Here is an 18,042-nt window from a genome sequence, read left to right as displayed (position 1 = left end):
GGAACAGGAACAGGAACAGGAACAGGAACAGGAACAGGAACAGGAACAGGAACAGTCTGAGCCAACCCTACCTGATGTCAACAATGCAACAACAGAACCCGAGCCTAACTCACTCTCACCAGAACCAACTGGAGCGGAGCTCTTATTGGCAGAAAACAACGGTAAACAGCAGCAAAATGAGATCAGAGTTTGGCTACAGGATGCATTATCCAGGCAGTTGGTTTATCCACCTTACGCCCGTCGGAGAGGCTGGGAAGGGAGCCTTGAAGTCAGCGTTGAAATGCAGCCAAATGGAGACTTTACGGTCGTTATTCTAACCCCCGCAACTCGATCGATATTCACAGACGCAGCCTTGGCTACGCTGGCTCAAATTAATGCCAATAACGACTATTGCTGTATTGAAGAAACTACCCGGCTGACGCTGACAATAGAGTTTCAACTGAACTGATGACAGAGCTCTGTTAGTTCAGGTTCACAGTATGCGTGAAACCTTTCGATCAAATCGGTAGACCTAAACCGGCACCACCCCGGGCTGCGCAATCTCACACACCAGAGCGCTGAGTTTGTGCCAGGAGTCGCCGGCGGCACGCCCCTTAATAGTGGCGTCGATATCGCCGCATAAAATCAGACACCGTTGCCACAAGCCTGCATCGCCGCGCCGCAAGGCAACCTGATAGGGGCCCTGACGTTTATCGAATATTCGCAGCCGCTTGAATACAGCCGGCATGGGCTGGCCCATGGCCTGGGCTTCAGACAATTGCACTAAATGACGCAATTCACGCGCCAGCACCCAGAGTACAATGGGTGCCTCGATGCCTTCGGCGGCCAGGCCCGATAACACTCTTTGACTGCGGGCAAGATCACCACTGAGCACGGCGTCAGCCAGATCGAAAATGGTAAATCTCGCGCTGTCGGATACCGCCTGAATAACCGTTTCCAGCGTGAGCGCTGAACCGTCGCTGACCAGCAACAATTTGTCGATTTCCTGACGGGCGGCCAGCAAATTACCATCGACCCGGTCCGCCAGCAGGGCCAGCGCGTCGTCGTCGATCGTTAACCCCTGTTGTTGTAAACGTGATCGTAGCCAGGCCGGTAGCTGGCTGCGTTCCACAGGCCAGATGGGGACCCACCAGGCCGCGTCGGTGACGCCAGCAAACCACTTCGCCTTGCTTTGAGCCGCCTCGATTTTGTCGGAAACGACCAGCAACAGATTATCCGGGTTGGCATTGTCGGCATAAGCGACCAGGGCTTTGCGGCCTGCGTCATTCAACTTGCCGGTCAGTCGTAACTCGAGTAATTGCCGGTCACCGAACAACGACATGGCCTGGTTGGCCTCATACAGCTGGTTCCAGTCGAACTGGGCATCGGCATGAAACACCTGGCGTTCGGTAATACCGGCCTTGCGGGCAGCCGCGCGCACCTGGTCGCTGGCTTCAAGCACCAGCAACGGCTCGTCACCGCTGAGCCACACAATGGCTGGCAAGGGTTGGGTGAGTTGATGGGTCAGTTGCTGAACCGAGAGCTTCATGAACCGGTCTCCCGACGAGCTGCCAGGTCTTCTGCCGTCACCGCTTCCAATTGGTCCAGCATCAGCAGAGCAACCCGGTTGCGCAGTATTTGCCGGCGCTGCTCGCGGGCGTCGTCATCGTCTTCCGTCAGCCGGGACTCTACCCGACTGACCCGTCGGCTGATTACCGAACGGTCGTAAACGTTGACCAGGCTCCATTCAATTTCCAGCGTGAGAATAATGGTCTCATCCAGGCTGACTTCCGAATAGGTTTCCCGGTGCAGTTGCAGCAAAATGTCGGCTGGTGCTGTTTGCAGCACCAGCCCGTACAAGGCAAAGGTGCTGCGCAGCGTCTGGTACAGCTCATCGGCATCGGTCTGGGATTGCCAGACCATGGGGCTCAACCCTTCGGGCAGCCGAAACTGCCCTTTAAGCTGATAGCCACAGCCGACCAGAACGCTGAGCACCACGCCAATCATCAGACTGCGCCACAGCCCGATGTGATGACCCCGAGCTTCAGTTGGCAACGATGTTCACCAGCTTATTCGGCACCACAATCACCTTGCGAATGGTCGCGCCGTCGGTAAAGCGAACGACGTTTTCGTCCGCCAGGGCGGTGCTTTCGATCAGGGCTTTATCGGCACTGGCCGGCACTTCGATCCGGCTGCGCACTTTGCCATTTACCTGAACGACATAGAGCAAGGTGTCTTTAACCAGAGCCGATTCATCGGCCTGCGGCCAGGCGGCGTCGATCAGCAAGCCCTCATGCCCCAATGCCTGCCACAACACCTGGGTTACGTGGGGCGCTATGGGTGCAAGTACCAGTACGGCGGTATCGAGCGCTTCTTTTACAATCGCCCGGTCGAGCGCACTGCGTGCTTCAAACCGGTTAACGCTATTGAGCAATTCCATCACTTTGGCAATGGCCGTGTTGAACGTTTTGCGTTCGCCAAAGTCACTGGTGACGCCGACGATGGTTTCATGCGTTTTACGGCGCAATGTTTTTTGCTCGTCGTTCAGAGATTGGCCGCTCAAGGCTTCACAATCACCACCTTCGATCAAGGCATGCACCGCTCGCCACAATCGTTGCAGGAACTTCTGGGCGCCCTGAACACCGGACTCAGTCCACTCCAGGGTCTGGTCCGGTGGCGCTGCGAACATGGAGAACAGACGCACGGTATCGGCACCATACTGCTCGATGGCCTGCTGCGGGTCTTTGCCGTTGTTTTTCGACTTCGACATCTTCGCCATACCGGCGTAGATCACGGCATCGCCGGTCGCTGCCTCCACGCCGCCGAGCACCTTGCCTTTATCGTCGCGCTCAACGTCAACCGCCGCCGGAGACACCCAGACGCGCCCGCCGTCGGTTTCTTTATACCAGGTATCTGCCAGCACCATGCCCTGACACAGCAAGTTGGTGAAGGGTTCACTGGAGTTCACCAGCCCTTCATCACGCATGGCTTTGTGGAAAAAGCGCGAGTACATCAGGTGCATGGTGGCGTGTTCGATACCGCCGATGTACTGGTCGACCGGCAGCCAGTAATTGGCTTCTTCGGGTTCGAGCATGCCCTCGTCGTATTCGGGGGTGCAGTAACGGGCGTAATACCAGCTCGACTCCATAAAAGTGTCGAAGGTATCGGTATCGCGCTTGGCAGGTTTACCTTGCCAGGTTGTGTTCTCAAATTCCGGATTGTTTTTAATCGGCGAGTTCGCGCCATCAAACACAACGTCGTAGGGCAATTCGACCGGGAAGGTCTCAGCGGGTTTCGCCTCACCGTCCACGTACACCATGGGCACTGGCGTACCCCAGTAGCGCTGTCGGCTCACGCCCCAGTCACGCAGACGGAAATTGACCGTCACTTCGCCTTTGCCCTCGGATTCCAGATCGCGGGCGATGCGTGCAAAGGCATCGGTGAAGTTAAGCCCGTCGTAATCACCGGAATTGACCAGAATGCCCTTGTCGGTAAAGGCTGCTTCGGTCAGATCACAGGGTGCTTCACTGCCGGGTTCGGGCTTGACCACCTGTTTTATGGTCAGGCCGTACTTGGTGGCAAACTCCCAGTCACGCTGGTCGTGACCTGGCACGGCCATCACCGCACCGCTGCCATAGTCCATCAACACAAAGTTGGCCGACCAGATCGGGATTTCTTCCCCGGTCAGCGGGTGAATGGCGACCAGACCTGTATCACAACCTTTTTTCTCCATCGTGGCCATGTCGGCCTCGCTGGTGGTCATGTTCTTGCATTCCCGGATAAAGCTGGCCAGCTTATTGTTGCTTTCTGCCGCTTCAGCCGCGAGCGGGTGTTGAGCAGCCACCGCCATGTAGGTGACGCCCATCAGCGTATCCGGACGGGTCGTATAGACTTCGAGTGATTCGTTACGGCCTTTCAGGCCGAACTTGAGGGTAACGCCCTGTGAGCGGCCAATCCAGTTGCGCTGCATCGCCTTCACTTCATCAGGCCAGCCCGGCAGGTTATCGAGTTCTTCCAGCAATTCCTCGGCATAGGCGGTGGTTTTGATGAACCACTGATCCATTTCCTTGCGCTCAACCGGTGTATCACAGCGCCAGCAGCGCCCATCGTGCACCTGCTCGTTGGCGAGCACAGTCTGATCCACAGGGCACCAGTTAACTGGTGAGGTTTTCTTGTAAGCCAGGCCCTTCTCGACCAGACGAGTAAAAAACCACTGTTCCCAGCGGTAGTATTCGGGTGTGCAGGTGGTTACTTCACGCTCCCAGTCGTAGGCAAACCCCAGCATCTTAAGCTGGCTGCGCATGTAGTCGATGTTCTCGAAGGTCCACTTGGCCGGGGCAACGCCATTCTGGATCGCCGCGTTTTCGGCTGGCATACCAAACGCATCCCAGCCCATCGGCTGCATAACGTTCTTGCCGAGCATGCGCTGATAACGGCTGATCACATCACCGATGGTGTAGTTGCGAACGTGCCCCATGTGCAGGCGACCACTGGGGTAAGGTAGCATTGATAGGCAGTAGAACTTCTCTTTACCGGGTTCGACTCGGGCTTTGAAGACCTGCTTTTCGTTCCAGGTGTCTTGAACCTGCTGCTCAATGGTGGCCGGGGTATAGGTCGCGTCCATCGGAATCCTGTTGTTTGCGGTGGTTAGTGAGTGAACAATACGAATCTTGGAAAAATGCATCGTGGGTAACTGGCAAAGGGCCAGACCCGCCGCGCAAGGATACCCGACCAGCGCCGGGTTTTCGACCGGATTTCAGCACCCGGGGAGGTCACCTCGGGTACACATCTGGCAAATATTACCGGGTTCGTTTGCCCTTGATCCGAAAATCGGTAACAGTAGCGGCCTATGGTCCGGCCAATGGATGCCATCGGTCGGACAACTGCAGGCACCGCTCCGATCAAGCCTATTGAGCCCTAACCGGCATACGGGCATTGTATAGATCCGTCGTCACACGGTGTGCAACCACTCACTCTGGACAGAATATGGTATTCAGCCACATCCCAAAACTTTGCCTGGCACACACACCAACCCCCATTGAGCACTTGCCCCGGCTGGGCGATCAGCTGGGTACCCGGAATCTCTGGGTCAAGCGGGACGACTGCACCGGCCTCGGCTTCGGAGGCAACAAAACGCGCAAACTGGAATACCTGCTGGCCGAGGCACTGGCCGCCGGAGCAGACACCGTTCTGACGGTGGGTGGCCTGCAAAGCAATCATGCCCGCCAAACGGCCGCGGCCGCCGCTCGCCTGGGCTTGAACTGCGAATTAATACTGGAGCCGGTAACCGGCGCGCCAAAATCACTGTATGACCACAGCGGCAATGTTTTATTGAACAAGCTGTTTGGCGCGACGCTCACGCGGGCCGAACCCGGCCAGGACGGTATGCAACTGATGCAGCAGCGTGCTGAGGCCCTGTCTCAGGAAGGCCATTCGCCCTACTGCATTCCCGTGGGCGGCTCCAACATTACCGGAGCACTCGGCTACGTGGATTGCGCCCGGGAGATTGCAGACTGGCAGTACCAGCATGATACCGAGTTCGATTACATCGTCCTCGCGACCGGCAGTGCCGGTACCCAGGCCGGGCTGCTGGCAGGCTCGGTACTGTTCGACCTGCGGGCGAAGACAAAGGGCTTTTGCGTCAGCCGAAGCAGTGAAGACCAGCTCGATCTGGTACTGAACCTCACCCGGCCACTCTTTGATCACCTTGATCTGAACCCCGAAACCCTGCCCGGCCGTGCTCTGACAGAAGGACGCTACGTTGGCCAGGGCTACGGCATAGCAACCGAAGGCATGAAACATGCCGTGCGGGTTACCGCTGAAACCGAGGGATTACTGCTGGATCCTGTTTACACCGGCAAAGCCATGCACGGCCTGTTCGATGAGTACCACAACGGCACCTTTGGTCCCGATGACAAGGTACTCTTCCTGCATACTGGTGGCACACCGGCCCTGTTTGGATACGAGACAGAGTTGTTCTAAGAAGCAGAGGCTCATGGAAGCAGCTTTGTCTGGCAGTTGATCATGGTTAAACTCGAATTTCACAGAGTTTGCTACCAATCAAGTGTCGGGTGCCAGGTAGGCCTATCCGGGGTAGTCTGAGGCATGGATGCCGAAGCCTAGGCCCCATGGACGGGTTCACGCCGCCCCCGGATAGGCCTACCTGGTGCCCGACACGAACTCATGGCACCAGAGCAAAAACAACCCGCGAACTGTGAAATTCGAGTTCTCCCCTGTAGCTCGTTATTTCCGCAACACCACCACATCACGATCGGCAATGGTCCACTCCCGGGCTCCCAAGTGCTCAGCCAGCCAGGCAAAGGTAGCTTCTGAATAGAAGGCGATGTGCGTTGGGTCGTCGACGTAGCGCCAGCGCGCAAAGGCCTCGCGATCCCGTACCCGCTGAGTTTGAATAACCAGCCAGCCGCCCTCCTGCAACAGACCCCAGAGGTCTGCCAGAGCCCGGGCGGGGTTGGCCAAATGTTCTATGACCTCGGTCATGCAGATAAACGCATAACGGCTTGCCAGTGCGGCCTGGTCCGGGTGATAAAACAGGTCATACAGGGAGACGCTATAACCCGCTTCTTCCAGCATGGTGGCCAGCGCTGGCCCGGGGCCACAACCAAAATCCAGCCCTCTGGAGCCCGCAGGCACCCGATCACAAACGGCTTGCCAGGGGCGCGCCAGAAATCGCCGGTAGCCGGGGTCGTAAACCTCGTTCTGGTGACGATCGTATTCTGCTTTCTCTGCGGCCGCTGATAGCTGGTGATCCGAATGGACAAACACCAGCTGGCAGTGCTCGCAAAACCAGTAATCCCGTTGTTTGCGCTGGTGCCACCACTGACCGCCCCGCGCCCCGCACAGAGGGCACTCCAGACTGGCCGGGGGTTGAGGTGTGTGGGTTTTGTCCATCGCGTCTGCGGTCATCCGGTTTCATTCGTATTTGTTAGTCGCAGCCTGTCATGCTATCAGTTATTCTTGGAGCGGTGGTAGAGCGAGGGAGGCGCTGAATAATTCACGCGGGGCTCTGGCTTATCCGAGGGACCTTGCCACGAGGCGGACTCATGCCGGAAGGTCTAGACCTTTCAAGTGGGTCCAACGAAGTGGCAAGGTTCCTCGGAAAGCCCCGAAGGGCGGGGCCAAAACGTCCCGCCCCGGCGTTGCACTTCTTGACAAGGGCTACAGCCATTGCGCTGCGAAGTGCGCCTTGTGGCAGAACGTTTTGGCTCCCGCAGAGCCTCGCGTGAATTGTTCAGAGCCTCCCCGGGAAGGCTGTGCACATCGAGCAGCTGAGATTGTTTCCTGGTAGCTGGCCCCATCGCCCTTGCAGGCGACAGACAGTAATGACAATAAAGTTCGCCGGTTTTGTCCTTATTAATCCAAAGGTGCCGAGCCAACGACACGACTGATCAAGGGAACCTAGCACTGTGCTTTATCGACTCGCCTGCCGACTGTTACTGGCCAGCTTGACTTTGTTGATGCTGATTTCACCTACTCAGGCACACGCCGACAGGGTCGACATCGACAGCTACTGGATGCAACAGGCACCTGACTGGTCGCCCGCCGTACAAAACCGTTTCCAGCAGAGTCAGCAACAGCTTGCGTCCAAAACAGGCGTCTCGCTGAAAAGCGGCCATCACTGGCACGTAATCGATGTCTCATTTAACGAGGCGACCGACCAGGTTATCGATTTTCGGAATTCTTCGGTTATCGCCAACTTCGAACACTGGGTTTTCGACCGCACCAGTGGCGAGCTGGTTAACCGGCTTGAAGGGGGTATCCGCTCCCGGGTCGATAACCCCTACTTTCTACGACATGGCCGAGACCTGTCTTTAGAACCTGGCGAATATCAGATCATTACCCGGATGGACAGCCCATTTTATCTGGCGCAACCAAAACCCGAAGTATTTGAACAGGCGGAGTATCGGCAAAGCATCAAGGTGGGCAATGCCCTGACGCTGATCTTCCAGGGCATCTTTCTGGCTCTCGGTATTTACTACTTCGTCCTGGGCACCAGTCGAGGGCGTGCCGCCGACCTGTTGTATGCACTGTTTATAACCGGCAATTTCTTTTTTACCGGTGCGTCTTTACTGGTATTCAGTGATCTACTCAACATTCACCAGTTCTACCTGACCAGCTTTCCCATCCTTATTTCAAACACGGCCTACATTGCCTTTGTGATGGTACTACTGGACATCAAGCCCAACACTTCACAGTGGCTGTACCGGATTGGCAGCGGCCTGATTATCCTGTTTGTGTTGGGATTTGTGGTTGCTTTGATTCGCCCGAACCTGTCGATGGAGATTGATCGCATCGGGGTGGGCCTGTTTGCCATCTACGGCTTTACCGCCGGTCTTACCCGGGTACTGCAAGGCAACAAGACGGCCCGTTACTATTTAATCGCCAATGCCTCCTTCGCAATTCCGGCCCTGATCTCCATTGGCGCATCCAGTTTACCGGTTGCGGATACCTTATTTCTTGAACATCTGGGTATGTTCGCGGTGTCAATCGAGGTTATTCTGCTGTCACTGGTCATCAGTTATCAGGTTGGCCTGGTCTACAAAGAAAAGGAAGCCGGTCTGCTGGCCACCGAGGAAGCCTTGCAGGCCGCCAATGACGCGTTGAATACCAAAGAGCGCTTTTTGGCTAATGTGAGCCACGAGTTGCGGACTCCGTTGAACGCCATCCAGGGGTCTGTGGAGCTGATGGGCCAGCAACAGATGCCTTTAGAAACCAGCCGGCACCTTGAAGCCATTCACGCCTCATCCAATTTTCTGGTGTTTCTGATCAACGACATTCTGGACCTGGCCAAGATGAATGCCGACCAGCTTGACCTGGTCGAAGAGCCTTTCGATCTGGATGAAGCGCTGGATGAACTCTGCACCATCTACAAAGATACCTTCGACCGGCAGCAGGTCCGCTTTCTGGTTGACATTGATACTCAAGTGCCACACCGGGTCACCGGTGATGCGAATCGGCTGAAACAAATTCTGGCCAACCTGCTCAGCAATGCCTTCAAGTTTACCGAGCAGGGCTCTATTGAACTGTCGGTGTCGCAGCCCGACCCGAATTACCTGACATTCCACGTAACCGATACCGGCATTGGCATCGCCCAGAATAAAATTGAGTCGGTTTTTTCTGCCTTCACCCAGGCAGACGCGACCATCGCACGCAAGTATGGGGGAACGGGTCTCGGCTTGCAGATTGCCGCCAAGCTGGTGAATTTGATGGGCGGTAAATTAACGGTTTTCAGTCAGCCGGAACTGGGCAGTGACTTTCAGTTCACCCTGCCAATGTGCGGTGATCCGGAGAAAAAAGCTACACTGCCGGTCAGGGTTGGACTGGTCTGCGACGGTGCAGATCTGGAAAAGCTGATCGACAAAAGCCTGCGCCGTTTGGGTATCGAGCTTCACTATAAACTGACACTGACTGAAGCGATGGCCAACCCTGTCCCGGATGAAGTCGACCATTGGATACTGGTCGCTGCCGAGCCAAACGCCGACGTGTCGGACCGTTTCAGTGGCCATCCAAAAGCGCACTGGCTGGTCAACCGGGTTCCAACCGATCTTCCCCTCCGGGCACCCCCGGTTAGCCTCGAACTACTGCCCTGTACCCAAGTCACCTTCCGGCGGTTACTGGGCCAGGCCGCGACCGCCCCAGCGCAGCCTGAATACCCCCTTATGCTGCGTCGGCTTTACATTGTCGCCATCGATGACAACCCGGTGAATCTCAAAGTATTGCTGGGCATGCTGACCCGACTGGGTGTCAATGCCAGTGGTTTTGAGTCGGCGGAAGAAGGGTTGAATCATGTGTTGTATCGTCAGCCCGATATGGTGTTGATGGACATGCAGATGCCAGTGATGGACGGACTGGAAACAACCAGAACCCTGCGCCAGCGACAGTTTAACAATCCGGTCATTGCCTTTACGGCCAATACCTCCCAGCGCGACATCGAAAACTGCCTGGAGGCTGGCATGAACGACGTATTGCTCAAGCCCATAAAACTGACACAACTCGAGAACATGATCCTTAAATGGGCTGAGCAACCTGCTCTGAACAGTCGTGGTGGTCGCTAGCCCGGCCTACTTAAGCGGGCTGCGGCCTTTACTGGCCGCAATGCGCATACGCAAAGCGTTCAGTTTGATAAAGCCTTCGGCGTCTTTCTGATCATAAGCACCGGCATCGTCTTCAAAGGTGGCAATGCTTTCATCGAACAGGCTGTCTTCTGACTGACGGCCCGCCACAATGACGTTGCCTTTATACAGTTTCAAACGCACCTTACCGTTGACCCGCTCCTGAGAGGCATCGATCATCTTTTGCATCATCAGGCGTTCGGGGCTCCACCAGTACCCGTTGTAGATCACTTCGGCGTACTTCGGCATCAGCTCATCTTTAAGGTGTGCGACTTCCCGGTCCAGGGTGATGGATTCGATGGCCCGGTGCGCCTTGAGCATGATGGTGCCCCCCGGGGTTTCATAGCAGCCACGAGACTTCATGCCGACATAGCGGTTTTCGACCAAATCCAGTCGGCCAATGCCGTTGTCGCCACCCACCTTGTTCAAATAGGCCAGTACATTGGCCGGTGAGGTTGGTTTACCGTCAATGGCAATGATATCGCCTTTCTCGTAGGTCAATTCGAGGTAAGTCGGGGTATCCGGTGCCGCTTCGGGGCTGACCGACCAGCGCCACATGTCTTCCTCGGCTTCCGCCCAGGGGTCTTCCAGAATGCCGCCCTCGTAGGAGATGTGCAGCAAATTGGCATCCATCGAATACGGCGATTTCTTACCTTTCTTGTTGAAATCGACCGGAATCTGGTGGTCTTCGCAATACGCCATCAGCTTCTCACGCGAGGTCAGATCCCATTCACGCCAGGGCGCGATCACCTTAACGCCAGGCTTGAGGGCATAGGCGCCCAGCTCAAACCGCACCTGATCGTTGCCTTTGCCCGTGGCACCGTGAGCGATGGCGTCGGCACCGGTTTCATTGGCAATCTCGATCAGCCGCTTGGCGATCAGCGGGCGGGCAATGGACGTACCCAGCAGGTATTCGCCTTCATAAACGGTATTGGCCCGAAACATCGGGAACACAAAATCGCGCACAAACTCTTCGCGCAGATCTTCAATGTAGATTTCCTGAATACCGAGGGCCTTGGCCTTGGCACGGGCCGGTTCGACTTCTTCGCCCTGGCCGAGGTCGGCGGTAAAGGTCACAACTTCGCAGTTGTAGGTTTCAGTGATCCATTTGGCGATCACAGAGGTGTCCAGGCCACCGGAATAGGCCAGCACCACTTTTTTAATATCTGACATCTTGTCTCCCAACGAGTTGGCGGGTTTGTAGGCTGGCTGGAATTTTACGCCTTTGACCCGGGAGATGCCATGGCAGTGGGCTATAGATGGAGCGACGAAAACTCTCAACTTACTACAGAACAAATAACACGAGCTTTGGTGCTCAAATTGACTGCGATGCCCTGAACCCGCGACGGGCTACAGGGCTGCTTCTGCGGGGGCGCCGTAAATACGTCCCTGTAGGCTTAACTTCGGCATCCATGCCTCAGATACCCCCGCAGAAACAGCCCTGCAGCCCGTCGCTGGAATTGTGCCAAACCGAGTGCCAGGTGCCGGGTATGCCTATTCAGGGTAGTCCGCAACATGGATGTTGCGGTCTAGGCCCCATGGACGGGTTCACGCCGACCTTGAAGAGGTATACCCGGTGCCTGGCACGGACTCCTGGCAATAAGGCAAAACAAAGCGACTTACTCTTCGTCCTCTGCCACCGACTCGAGCTCCATGCCCAGCTCCTTGATCTTGCGGGTCAGGGTGTTTCTGCCCCAGCCCAGCAATTCGGCCGCATCGCGGCGCCGGCCAGCGGTGTGCTTCAGAGCGGTTTCAATCATGATGCGTTCGAAATTTGGTACCGCGATGTCCAGTAACCGATGCTCGCCCCGGGCCAGTTCCCGGTCAGCCCAGTTACGCAACGACTGCTCCCAGTTTTCACTGGTTACCGGTGCCTGGGCGTCATCCATCAACTCCGGCGGCAAATCGGACACCAGTACTTCGCGGCCGGAGGCCATCACAGTGATCCAGCGGCAGATGTTTTCCAGTTGACGGACATTACCAGGCCAGGCCAGGCGCGACAGATAGGCTTCGGTTTCCGGCCGCAGCATTTTGGTTTCAACGCCCAATTCGTCGGCTGCCTTGTGCAGAAAAAACTCAAGCAGCCGGGGAATGTCTTCACGCCGGTCAGCCAGGCGCGGCAAATGGATACGGATGACGTTTAACCGGTGAAACAGGTCTTCACGAAAGCGCCCCTCTTTAACCAGGGTCTCCAGGTTCTGGTGCGTGGCGGCAATAATTCGAACATCCACCCGCACCGAGGTATGGCCCCCGACGCGATAAAATTCGCCATCGGCCAGCACTCGCAGCAACCTGGTCTGTGTCTCGGCGGGCATATCGCCGATTTCATCGAGAAACAGCGTACCACCGTCAGCCTGTTCGAAACGTCCGCGACGTTGCCCCTGAGCACCGGTGAAGGAGCCTTTTTCGTGACCAAAGAGCTCCGATTCCATCAAATCACGGGGAATAGCCGCCATGTTAAGCGCAATAAACGGGTTCTCCCGGCGCGGGCTATGGCGGTGCAGAGCGTGCGCGACCAGCTCTTTGCCGGTACCCGATTCACCGTTGATCAGGACAGTAATGTTCGACTGGGACAGCCGGCCAATGGCCCGAAACACCTCCTGCATGGCTGGCGCCTCGCCGATGATCTCGGTATTGGCCGGGGCCACGGCGGGTTCGGAGGTTTTTTGCTTCTGGCGGGTGTGCTCAATGGCGCGTAACGCCAGGGATACCGCATCATCAACATCAAACGGCTTGGGCAGGTACTCGAAGGCACCGCCCTGAAACGAAGCGACGGCGCTTTCCAGATCTGAATGCGCGGTCATGATGATCACCGGCAAATGCGGATGGTTATCGTGAATTCGGCTGAGCAGTTCAAGCCCGTCGATGCCCTCCATGCGCACATCACTGACGATGGCATCGGGCGGATCCTGATCCAGTTTGCGCAACAGCGCCTCGCCGGACTCGAAGCTGCGGCACTCGATGCCTTCCTTCTCGAAGGCACGTTCCAGCACCCAGCGAATGGAGCGGTCGTCATCGACGATCCAGACGCAATTATGATTGGCCATTGAGCCCCTCCAACGGTAAATAGACACTAAAGACGGTGGCACCGGGACTGCTGTCACACTCGATGACGCCATTGTGGAAATTAATGATTTGCTGAGCGATCGACAGACCCAGGCCCGTACCCGTGGGCCGGCCGGATATCATTGGGTAAAAAATCTTTTCCATCATTTCCGGTGCAACACCCGGCCCGTTATCAATGATGTCGAGCTTCACCAGCAATCGGTAACGGTTCTGACGAATGGTGAACTGACGCACCGCCCGGGTTTTGAATTCTATGGAAGGCGCCTCAACGTTGTTTTCAATAAGCGCCTGAACCGCGTTGCGGGCGATATTCAACACCGCCTGTATCAACTGGGCTTCATCTGCATTGAAATCAGGCAGGCTCGGGTCGTAATCCCGGGTTAACCGAATCCGGTCGCCACACTCAACCCGCAACAGGGCGTAAACCCGTTCAGCAATCTGATGAATGTTGACGTTGGACATTGTGGGTGCCTTGTGGCTGCCCAACATGCGGTCGACCAGGTCACGCAGACGGTCGGCTTCTTCAATGATCACCTGGGTGTACTCTTTCAGGTCAGCACTGGGCAACTCACTGGCCAGCAGTTGCGCGGCACCGCGAATACCCCCGAGAGGGTTTTTGATTTCGTGAGCCACTCCCCGCACCAGATGCCGGGTGGTTTCAGTCTGCTGAATCAGCCCTTCATCGCGGCTGATACGCATCGCCCGGTCAGCGGGTAGCATCTCGACGATGAGGTGCAACTCCTCGTCGTCCATATAAGGAGTGACCATGTAATCCAGTGTCAAGGTGTCACGGTGCGCAAGCTGCCACTGAGCAGACCGAACCGACAATGTGGTGCCCCCGGCGACCGCCGACATCATCATTTCACGGATTTCCGCCGGGTTCACGAACAGGCTGTAAAACGCTTGTCCGATAATTTGCTTTCCTGAGCGCACCAGCAACAATTCCGCAGACGGGTTGAGGTGTTCAACGACCAGCGTGTCGTTCAACTGGATGACGGCGGTAAATTGATGATCGACCAACTGGCGAAAGAAATGCGTGTCAGTCACATTAGGTTTCCTGTGCACCGGGTTGCTGTGTGATTCTTTAAATGGCATACGCAAGAAGCAGGCCAGTCATTTAATGCCTAAAATGCACGATTACGGGGCTCCAACACCCCGTAATGCACTATTTTAGTTCGAATATAACCATACTAGCACTATTTTGGTGCATTGCTGAGCTTGTGATTCAGGTCCCTTGCTTGCACCTTTTAACGCGCTGAGGTGCCAATTCGTCTGCACGACGACGCGGTTTTTTGGTTTATACTCACAGGACGCTGCAAAATCGTGAAGGATTATGAATCAGACCTACCCGCTTAGGCTGCTGGCCAACGCATGGCAGCAGACCGTAAAAGGCCAGGGACAGTGCCTGCTTTTCGCCGATGCCGATGGCCGCCGCTTCAGCAGCCTGGTGGATGCGTTTATGGCAGACCTGCCCGCTGATTGCGTTCGCTTTCAACTGGCTGCCGACAGCCAGCTACATGGCTATTACCCGTTGATTGACATCATTCAGAACGGTTACGACCGGCTGTGCATCACTGACTGCAGTCGCTGGCTTGAAGAACAGGGTGTTTATGCACCCAACCTGGCAACCTGGAAGCAAATTCTGGATGACCACTATATCCAGCAGCATCCGCTGCAATTGAAAGATCACGTCATTCAGAAAACCATTGCCTATCAGGACGACATTCTTCGTTTGCTGGCCGCCCTATCGCAACAGCGACCTATCGTCGTGGCACTGACGCATTTTCATTTCGCCAGTGTTAGCTTGCAGCGCCTGGTCAGTACCGCCCAACAGCAATTAAACGGTCGGGTGCTACTGCTCACCTCGACCGATACTGACTTAATGGCAGCCCATGACCTCGACTGGCACAGTATGCAACGCAGCGCAGACGATGAAATTGACCCGCCCAACTGGCTGATCGATTTGTCGCCTGAACTTATCGTCGACTCACCCCCCTGGCCGGAACCCCTGCCGCTGAGCACCCAGAGCATCCCGCGCCTGATTCAGGATGCCCTGAAAAACCATGCTTTGCAGTGCCACACCGAAACCCACCTGCTGTGCGACAAAATCGGGTTGATACTGGATGAACGCCAGATCCTGCTACTGACCGAACACCGCAGCACACTGCGGCTGATCGAAGCCGAGGCCCATTACTACAAAGACCAGCACAACGGCGCCATCACCCTGTTGACCGAATTGCTCGAGGAAGCCCGTCAGGATCACTTCTATGATCAGATGTTCGATGCCTACTTGCGCCTCGGCTGGTGCGCACTGACCAAGCACCAGCTGAGTACCGCCCGGCAAATGGCCACTCACGCCCAGACCGCACTGGAACAGATTACCACCAAGAACGCAGTCTGGTTGGTGCGAGAACGGGAATGGCTACTGTTGCAGGTAATGATCAGTAGCATGTACCACGAGCGTCCGGCCGCTAACTTGCTGCATCGCCTGGAAGCCCTGCTGCCCATGCGCGACACGGATGATTACGGCTACGCCTTGCGGGCCGCTCAGATCGCCTGGGAAAGCCGCATGACCGACCGGGAGCGCTATTTTCTGAGGCGCGCTATTCTGGCGGGCCTCAGCCAGGCCCGCGTACAGAAAAACGACATTGCCACCGTCAAACTGACAGAAGCCATGGCCTTTCTGCAAACCAAAACGCATCGGTTCAGCCGGGCACACCGGCTCCTTGAACTGGCTTTAGGTCGATGCACGCGCATGGCGTCACCACGCCACGAAGCCTCACTGTATAATGGCCTGGGCATCATCCAGATGCGCATGGGCCGAATAGAGGAAGCCCGGGATACCTTTCTATACACCCTGCACAAGTTGCAAACCGTGGCGCACTACAACGAAATCGCAGTCACCTTGCACAACCTGTCCTGGGTTTACCTGATCAGCGGCAATGTTCAGGAGAGCTTGCGTCTGCTCAGCACCGCCATCCGTCTGTGTCGTATTCGGGGTTTTGTCACCATACCGTTTTACACCCTGGACGACCTAATACTGCAGCAGGCGCTGTACCGCTTTTATCTGGGGCACAGCGTGCTGGCCCAGCATACCTTACAGGATTTTCGGCAACGGCCGGTGCAGCCGTCGGTTTGGGGGACGCTGTTACTGACCTGTCTGAAGTTGCATTTCGCGCGCGCAGAAGCCGACTACTATGGCGTAAAAACACTGGTTAACAAGCTGCAGGCATCACTGGAGACGCACCTTGATGTGCCGGACACTCTGATAAACCTGGCCTGGTATGCCGCTGGCCCCGACAGCATGCCATCCAGCCTGAAACCGGCTAATCAGATTCAGTGGATGCAGCCCCATGAGCCAGATACCCCACCCATGCCCAGTAGCAACATTGATGTCATGTCGGTGTTGCGAGCGGCCGGTCTTGAGGGTGAGCTCGAACAGATCCAGCAACGGGTGCGCGATACCCGTCTGCTGTCGCATCTCAGTGCCCAGACCAATGCCGCCACCGACACGCTCAAACTGGTCGAAACCCTGTGTCAGCAACTGAAAGCCCATCTGGATTGCGATTACGTCGCGATCGAACTGACCCAGCAACCCTTTATGAACGACACCCTGATCACCCGGGGCCTGCCGGTTCTGGACGCTGAGCGTCTGCATCAGGCCCTGGCGTTGCAGCGCCTGACACGCGGGCGGTTGTTGATCCGCATGAATAATCTGGATCTTGATGGCATCGATACCGGCTATGTCTGCATCTTTCGCATCGCCCTGCCACATCATGACTTTGGTGACATGGTGCTGATGACTCGCAACCCGTCCGGTTTTGAGGAGTCGGTGCTGCGCACGGCCTCCATACTGGCCGGGCAACTGGCGGCCGCCATACAACGACTGATTCACGAGAAAGAGCTGCACCATCTGTCGTCCACCGACATGTTGACCGGCCTGATGAATCGTCAGGCTCTGTACCCACGGTTGGAGGAAGAACTGGCTCGCGGCCGACGCAACCCCGACTATCGGTTTACGCTGGCCTTCCTGGATCTGGACAACTTCAAGTACCTGAACGACAACTACGGCCACAATCTGGGAGATCAGGTGTTGCGGGGGTTTGCCCAGTTACTGAAAGAACATACCCGCACCGAGGATCTGGCGGCGCGTCTGGGCGGCGACGAATTCGTCATACTGTTTCCCAACGAACAGGGTAAGGCGGTGCAACAGCTGGCCCAGCGCATACTGGAAGATTTTTCCACACCGGTTCGTTGCCAGGCTTTCCTGCAGCGCTTCACCGGGCAGGAATTTAACTGGCCGGAAGGCCAGCAACTGGGCTGTTCAGTGGGCATTATCGAGGTACAGGGAGAGCAGGCGCCCCGGTTGGTCGATCAACTGTTGAATCTCGCCGACCAGGCCATGTATGAAGCCAAATCCCGCGGCAAGAACCAGGCGGTTATTTCGGGCCTGCCATCGACACCAAACAGGCATTAACAAAGCTGGCAAGCTCTGGATGCATGCGTGCCGATACTCTCAGACTGCGCTGCGCTGCCAGCATCGACAGCATTCTGTAACCGATACCCCGGCCCCTGGTAAGCGCTCTGACCCCCAGGCTAAGCAAACAATCATCTTTCACCAACACAGCACCAACGATGCGCCCATTGAAACGGGCGGCGTACAGCCCCACTCCACAAGAACCAGCGAGCCAGTCCTCCCAGGCGGCCCGATAACAAGGGCAAGAGAGCATATCCTGCGCCAGTCTCGCTAGATCGGCCGTATCGGATTCCGGTTGTTCAGCAGCAGGCGATTGCGCCAGGAAGTCCAGTGTTACAGGCATGATCGTCAGTCCGGGTGGTTTGAGGCGCAGCATACCGATATAAT

12 protein-coding genes are annotated in these 18,042 nt (G+C 56.4%); 4 read left to right on the top strand and 8 right to left on the bottom strand.

From position 1 onward, the window contains the following. The coding region (locus WEB54_RS03170) for an energy transducer TonB (protein ID WP_368053201.1) at positions 1 to 448 on the top strand (448 nt) is incomplete at its 5' end. Between the two features lie 63 nt (positions 449 to 511). Here WEB54_RS03170 and holA read toward each other — a convergent pair. Genes holA through leuS form a run of 3 tightly spaced genes read right to left on the bottom strand, consistent with a single transcriptional unit; the run spans position 512 to position 4,603 of the window. Continuing rightward, on the bottom strand, positions 512 to 1,528 hold the full coding sequence (holA, locus tag WEB54_RS03165) for a DNA polymerase III subunit delta (RefSeq protein WP_368053200.1): 1,017 nt from the start codon (positions 1,526 to 1,528) through the stop codon (positions 512 to 514). Further along, positions 1,525 to 2,034, bottom strand: coding sequence for a hypothetical protein (locus WEB54_RS03160; protein WP_368053199.1), 510 nt, complete (start codon positions 2,032 to 2,034; stop codon positions 1,525 to 1,527). Before WEB54_RS03160 ends, holA begins: the two co-directional genes overlap by 4 nt. Next, a complete protein-coding gene (gene leuS, locus WEB54_RS03155; protein ID WP_368053198.1) occupies positions 2,024 to 4,603 on the bottom strand; it encodes a leucine--tRNA ligase in 2,580 nt (859 codons plus the stop codon). The genes WEB54_RS03160 and leuS overlap by 11 nt, the downstream gene beginning before the upstream one ends. A gap of 362 nt (positions 4,604 to 4,965) precedes the next feature. Between leuS and WEB54_RS03150 the strand changes: the two genes are divergently transcribed. Beyond that, positions 4,966 to 5,961, top strand: coding sequence for a D-cysteine desulfhydrase family protein (locus tag WEB54_RS03150; RefSeq protein ID WP_368053197.1), 996 nt, complete (start codon positions 4,966 to 4,968; stop codon positions 5,959 to 5,961). A gap of 261 nt (positions 5,962 to 6,222) precedes the next feature. On the opposite strand, the gene WEB54_RS03145 is transcribed toward WEB54_RS03150, so the two are convergent. Then, positions 6,223 to 6,906 carry a methyltransferase domain-containing protein gene (locus WEB54_RS03145; RefSeq protein ID WP_368053196.1) on the bottom strand — a complete coding sequence of 228 codons (684 nt, stop codon included), beginning with the start codon at positions 6,904 to 6,906 and terminating at the stop codon, positions 6,223 to 6,225. Between the two features lie 500 nt (positions 6,907 to 7,406). On the opposite strand from WEB54_RS03145, the gene WEB54_RS03140 reads away from it, so the two are divergent. After that, positions 7,407 to 10,055, top strand: a complete 2,649-nt coding sequence (locus WEB54_RS03140) for an ATP-binding protein (RefSeq protein WP_368053195.1) — start codon at positions 7,407 to 7,409, stop codon at positions 10,053 to 10,055. A 6-nt stretch (positions 10,056 to 10,061) separates the two neighbouring features. Here WEB54_RS03140 and WEB54_RS03135 read toward each other — a convergent pair whose 3' ends face one another. From WEB54_RS03135 to glnL, 3 genes are all read right to left on the bottom strand, one after another. Then, positions 10,062 to 11,285, bottom strand: a complete 1,224-nt coding sequence (locus WEB54_RS03135) for an argininosuccinate synthase (protein ID WP_368053194.1) — start codon at positions 11,283 to 11,285, stop codon at positions 10,062 to 10,064. Positions 11,286 to 11,731: 446 nt separating this feature from the next. After that, positions 11,732 to 13,159, bottom strand: coding sequence for a nitrogen regulation protein NR(I) (glnG, locus tag WEB54_RS03130; protein WP_368053193.1), 1,428 nt, complete (start codon positions 13,157 to 13,159; stop codon positions 11,732 to 11,734). Further along, positions 13,146 to 14,225: a nitrogen regulation protein NR(II) gene (gene glnL, locus WEB54_RS03125; RefSeq protein ID WP_368053192.1), complete on the bottom strand. Its 1,080-nt coding sequence runs from the start codon at positions 14,223 to 14,225 to the stop codon at positions 13,146 to 13,148. The genes glnG and glnL overlap by 14 nt, the downstream gene beginning before the upstream one ends. Positions 14,226 to 14,511: 286 nt before the next feature. On the opposite strand from glnL, the gene WEB54_RS03120 reads away from it, so the two are divergent. Continuing rightward, positions 14,512 to 17,655: a diguanylate cyclase gene (locus tag WEB54_RS03120; RefSeq protein ID WP_368053191.1), complete on the top strand. Its 3,144-nt coding sequence runs from the start codon at positions 14,512 to 14,514 to the stop codon at positions 17,653 to 17,655. On the opposite strand, the gene WEB54_RS03115 is transcribed toward WEB54_RS03120, so the two are convergent. After that, positions 17,618 to 17,998, bottom strand: a complete 381-nt coding sequence (locus tag WEB54_RS03115) for an acetyl-CoA sensor PanZ family protein (protein ID WP_368053190.1) — start codon at positions 17,996 to 17,998, stop codon at positions 17,618 to 17,620. The genes WEB54_RS03120 and WEB54_RS03115 overlap by 38 nt on opposite strands. Positions 17,999 to 18,042 lie beyond the last annotated feature (44 nt).

Origin of the sequence: Saccharospirillum sp. (assembly GCF_040881935.1) — a bacterium.
In the GTDB taxonomy this organism is placed as follows: domain Bacteria; phylum Pseudomonadota; class Gammaproteobacteria; order Pseudomonadales; family Natronospirillaceae; genus Saccharospirillum.
This window is presented reverse-complemented; position numbering and strand designations above follow the sequence as displayed.

Coding starts and splice junctions, on each gene's coding strand:
- holA (WP_368053200.1), bottom strand. CDS start 1,528: ATGAAGCTCTCGGTTCAGCAACTGACCCATCAACTCACCCAACCCTTG.
- leuS (WP_368053198.1), bottom strand. CDS start 4,603: ATGGACGCGACCTATACCCCGGCCACCATTGAGCAGCAGGTTCAAGAC.
- WEB54_RS03150 (WP_368053197.1), top strand. CDS start 4,966: ATGGTATTCAGCCACATCCCAAAACTTTGCCTGGCACACACACCAACC.
- WEB54_RS03145 (WP_368053196.1), bottom strand. CDS start 6,906: ATGACCGCAGACGCGATGGACAAAACCCACACACCTCAACCCCCGGCC.
- WEB54_RS03135 (WP_368053194.1), bottom strand. CDS start 11,285: ATGTCAGATATTAAAAAAGTGGTGCTGGCCTATTCCGGTGGCCTGGAC.
- glnG (WP_368053193.1), bottom strand. CDS start 13,159: ATGGCCAATCATAATTGCGTCTGGATCGTCGATGACGACCGCTCCATT.
- WEB54_RS03120 (WP_368053191.1), top strand. CDS start 14,512: ATGAATCAGACCTACCCGCTTAGGCTGCTGGCCAACGCATGGCAGCAG.
- WEB54_RS03115 (WP_368053190.1), bottom strand. CDS start 17,998: ATGCCTGTAACACTGGACTTCCTGGCGCAATCGCCTGCTGCTGAACAA.